Source organism: Mesorhizobium sp. M1A.T.Ca.IN.004.03.1.1 (assembly GCF_003997555.1).
Taxonomy (GTDB): Bacteria; Pseudomonadota; Alphaproteobacteria; order Rhizobiales; family Rhizobiaceae; genus Mesorhizobium.
In genome coordinates this window covers 1-262 of record NZ_RZTV01000507.1, presented here as the reverse complement: position 1 = coordinate 262, position 262 = coordinate 1, and the positions used below count along the sequence as shown (strand labels likewise).

At 56.1% G+C, this 262-nt stretch carries 1 pseudogene; it reads right to left on the bottom strand.

Going from position 1 to position 262, the window contains the following annotated elements:
* Nucleotides 1-118: 118 nt before the first annotated feature.
* Nucleotides 119-262 (bottom strand): annotated as a pseudogene (locus EOD29_RS32655) (glycosyltransferase); the annotation flags it as partial.

Here is a 262-nt window from a genome sequence, read left to right as displayed (position 1 = left end):
TATTTTCAGCTCTGCCCGCTTGCTGAATTCGGCGGTCGGTGTGGGGTTTGCCACGAAAGGTTTCGTCTTCCGTAGGTCGGACGTGATTGCTGACGGCGCAAATAGGGACATGATCGCTTCACACCTTTACGGCTGTTGCTTTTGGCGCACTCGATCCAAAAACCTCGTCTTCGATCGGAAACTTCCGAAGCCCCAGTCTCTGGAATGCTGTCAGTGAGATGAAGGTCGGCACGACGAGGGCATACCGCCGCCACAGCCGTCG